Genomic DNA, 2,588 nt, shown 5'->3' with positions numbered 1-2,588 from the left:
GTGTCCGTGGCCATGAAAAAGTCCCCGCTGGTGGCCAGGTGCAGGTCCTCGCGGGTGGCCGTGTGAGGTCCCCGCTGGTGGCCAGTTAGAAGTCCCCGGTCCCTCGTCGTGTCGTACCGGGCGGTGAGGCCCTGGGCGGTGACGGTGGCGGTTGTCGAAGCCAGCCACCGCACCGCCCAGGGGTCTCCCATTGAAGTCTGCGAGGGAACGGATGGACATCATTTCGGCCTATCGGGAGGTGGGCAGTTATCGCGGCGCGGCCGCGATCTGCGCCACGACCCCGAAGACGGTGCGCCGGGTCATCGAACGCCATGAGGGAGGAGGTGTTGCGCCGCAACGCAAGCCACGGCCCCGGAACTACGAGTCGGTCGCCGAGCTGGTCGCGGCCCGGGTCGGGAAGACCCAGGGCAGGATCTCGGCGAAGCGGCTGCTGCCCGAAGCCCGCGCGGCCGGCTACGAGGGCTCGGCACGCAACTTCCGCCGCCTGGTCGCGACGGTAAAGGCCGACTGGCGCCGCGATCATCACCGCGGCCGCCGTCCGGCGGTGTGGTCCCCGGGCGAGCACCTGGTCATCGACTGGGGCGTGCTCGCCGGGCTACACGTGTTCTGCGCGGTGCTGGCCTGGTCGCGGGTGCGGTTCGTCCGCTTCGCCACCGACGAACGCGCCGAGACGACCCTGACCATGCTCGCCGAGTGCTTCGAGACCCTCGGCGGGGTCCCCAAGGTCGTGCTCGCCGACCGGATGGGCTGCCTGAAAGCCGCCGTGGTCGCCGACCATGTCGTTCCGACGCCGGACTACGTGCGCTTCGCCAGCCACTACCGGTTCCGCCCAGACTTCTGCCATGGAGCCGATCCGGAGTCCAAGGGCATCGTGGAGAACCTCGTCGGCTACGCCAAGTCCGACCTGATCATCGGCTGTGGTCTCGTCGCCGACCTCGACTCCAGCACAGGTCAGCGGCCGGTGGACCTTGCCGCGGCCAACGAGGCCGCCCGGCAGTGGTGCGTCGAGGTGAACGCGGCGACGCACTCGGAGATCGCCGCCGTTCCGGCCCGGCGCCTGGCCGAGCACGAGCTCGCCGTGTTGGGCGGATTGCCGTCGCTGCGGCCGCGGGTCACCGGCCCGGCCGTGCTGCGCAAGGTCGACCGGCTCTCCTGTGTCCGGTTCGGCTCGGCTCGCTACTCGGTGCCCACCACCGCGATCGGCACCCGGGTCGAGGTCCGCACCCACGCCGACCGGCTCACCATCCTCACCACCGCCACGCCCGGCAGCATGACCGGTGGGGTGGTGTTGGCCGAGCACCGCCTGGTCGGGCCGGGTGAGGCGTCGGTGATCGACGCGCATTACGGCGGTCCCCGCCCTGCCACTCCGGTTCGGGCCGTCCGCCCCAAGACCGCGCAGGAGAAGGCGTTCTGCGCGCTCGGCCCGATCGCGGCGGCGTTCCTGACCGGCGCCGCCGCGGCCGGATCGGCCCGTCTCGGGACTGAGTTGGGTGAGCTGCTGGGCCTCGGGCAGGCCCACGGCGAACAGGCGCTGCTCGACGCGCTGGCCCGGGCGACGGCGTTCCGGCGGTGGCGAGCCGAGGACGTCCGCTCGATCCTCGCCGCCGGCGCGGCCGCACCCAGGCCCCGCCCGGCCGGAGAAGCCCTGGTCGTCGAGCTGCCCGCGGTCCCGACCCGCTCCCTGGCCGACTACGCCATCACCACCACTACCGAGCCGGACACCGCGGTGGTCGATGGGGATGCGTCATGACCGCGAGCAAGCCCCCGGCGCTCGATGCTGACCTCGAGGCCGGGCTCAAGCGGCTCAAGCTCGCTGCGATGCGCCGCCTGGCTCCGGAGCTGTTGCTCACCGCCCGGACCCAGCGCTGGCGCCCCGAAGAGCTGCTACGCACCCTGGTCGAGGCCGAGGTCGCCGCCCGGGACGCCTCCAACATCGCGAACCGGCGCAAGGCCGCCGGGTTCCCGGTCGCCAAGACCCTCGACGAGTTCGACCTGTCCGCCTCCTCGATCCCGAAGGCCACGTTCGACTACCTCGCCTCACTCGAGTGGATCCGCGCTCCGGAGAACCTCGCCCTGGTCGGGCCGGCAGGGACCGGAAAGTCCCACCTGCTCGTCGCCCTCGGCACCGCGGCGGTCGAGGCCGGGCACCGGGTCCGCTACTTCACCGCGGCCGAGCTGGTCGAAGCGCTCTACCGCGGCCTGGCCGACAACTCCGTCGGCCGGCTGATCGGCCAGACCCTGCGCCACGACCTGATCATCATCGACGAGATCGGGTTCGCCCCGCTCGACGACACCGCCGCCCAGCTGCTGTTCCGGCTCGTCGCCGCCGCCTATGAACGCCGCAGCCTCGCCATCAGCTCGCACTGGCCCTTCGATCAATGGGGACGGTTCATGCCCGAACACACCACCGCGGTCAGCCTGCTCGACCGGCTCCTGCACCACGCCCACGTCGTCGTCACCAGCGGCGACTCCTACCGCATGCGCGAGGCCAGGACCGCGAAGGGAGCCCCCATCAACACCAGCTGAACGACCCCGGACCGGGGACTTTCACCTGGCCACCAGCGGGGACCACGAACTGGCCGTTGACA

2 protein-coding genes are annotated in these 2,588 nt (G+C 71.6%); both read left to right on the top strand.

Annotated elements, in window-relative coordinates; all coding sequences use genetic code 11:
- Positions 1–190 precede the first annotated feature (190 nt).
- Positions 191–1,750, top strand: coding sequence for an IS21 family transposase (istA, locus tag PSD17_RS23080; protein WP_103384716.1), 1,560 nt, complete (start codon positions 191–193; stop codon positions 1,748–1,750).
- Positions 1,747–2,526 (top strand): IS21-like element helper ATPase IstB, encoded by a 780-nt coding sequence (gene istB, locus PSD17_RS23075; RefSeq protein WP_013673103.1) that lies wholly within the window; start codon positions 1,747–1,749, stop codon positions 2,524–2,526. The genes istA and istB overlap by 4 nt, the downstream gene beginning before the upstream one ends.
- The last annotated feature ends 62 nt before the right edge of the window (positions 2,527–2,588 follow it).

Origin of the sequence: Pseudonocardia sp. D17, assembly GCF_036984265.1 — a bacterium.
Classification (GTDB): Bacteria; Actinomycetota; Actinomycetes; order Mycobacteriales; family Pseudonocardiaceae; genus Pseudonocardia; species Pseudonocardia benzenivorans.
Note: the sequence above shows the minus strand (reverse complement) of the source record. Positions and strands in the feature narration are given on the sequence as shown.

Bases quoted from the DNA above. Each gene is read 5' to 3' on its own strand.
- istB (WP_013673103.1), top strand. From the start codon at position 1,747: ATGACCGCGAGCAAGCCCCCGGCGCTCGATGCTGACCTCGAGGCCGGG.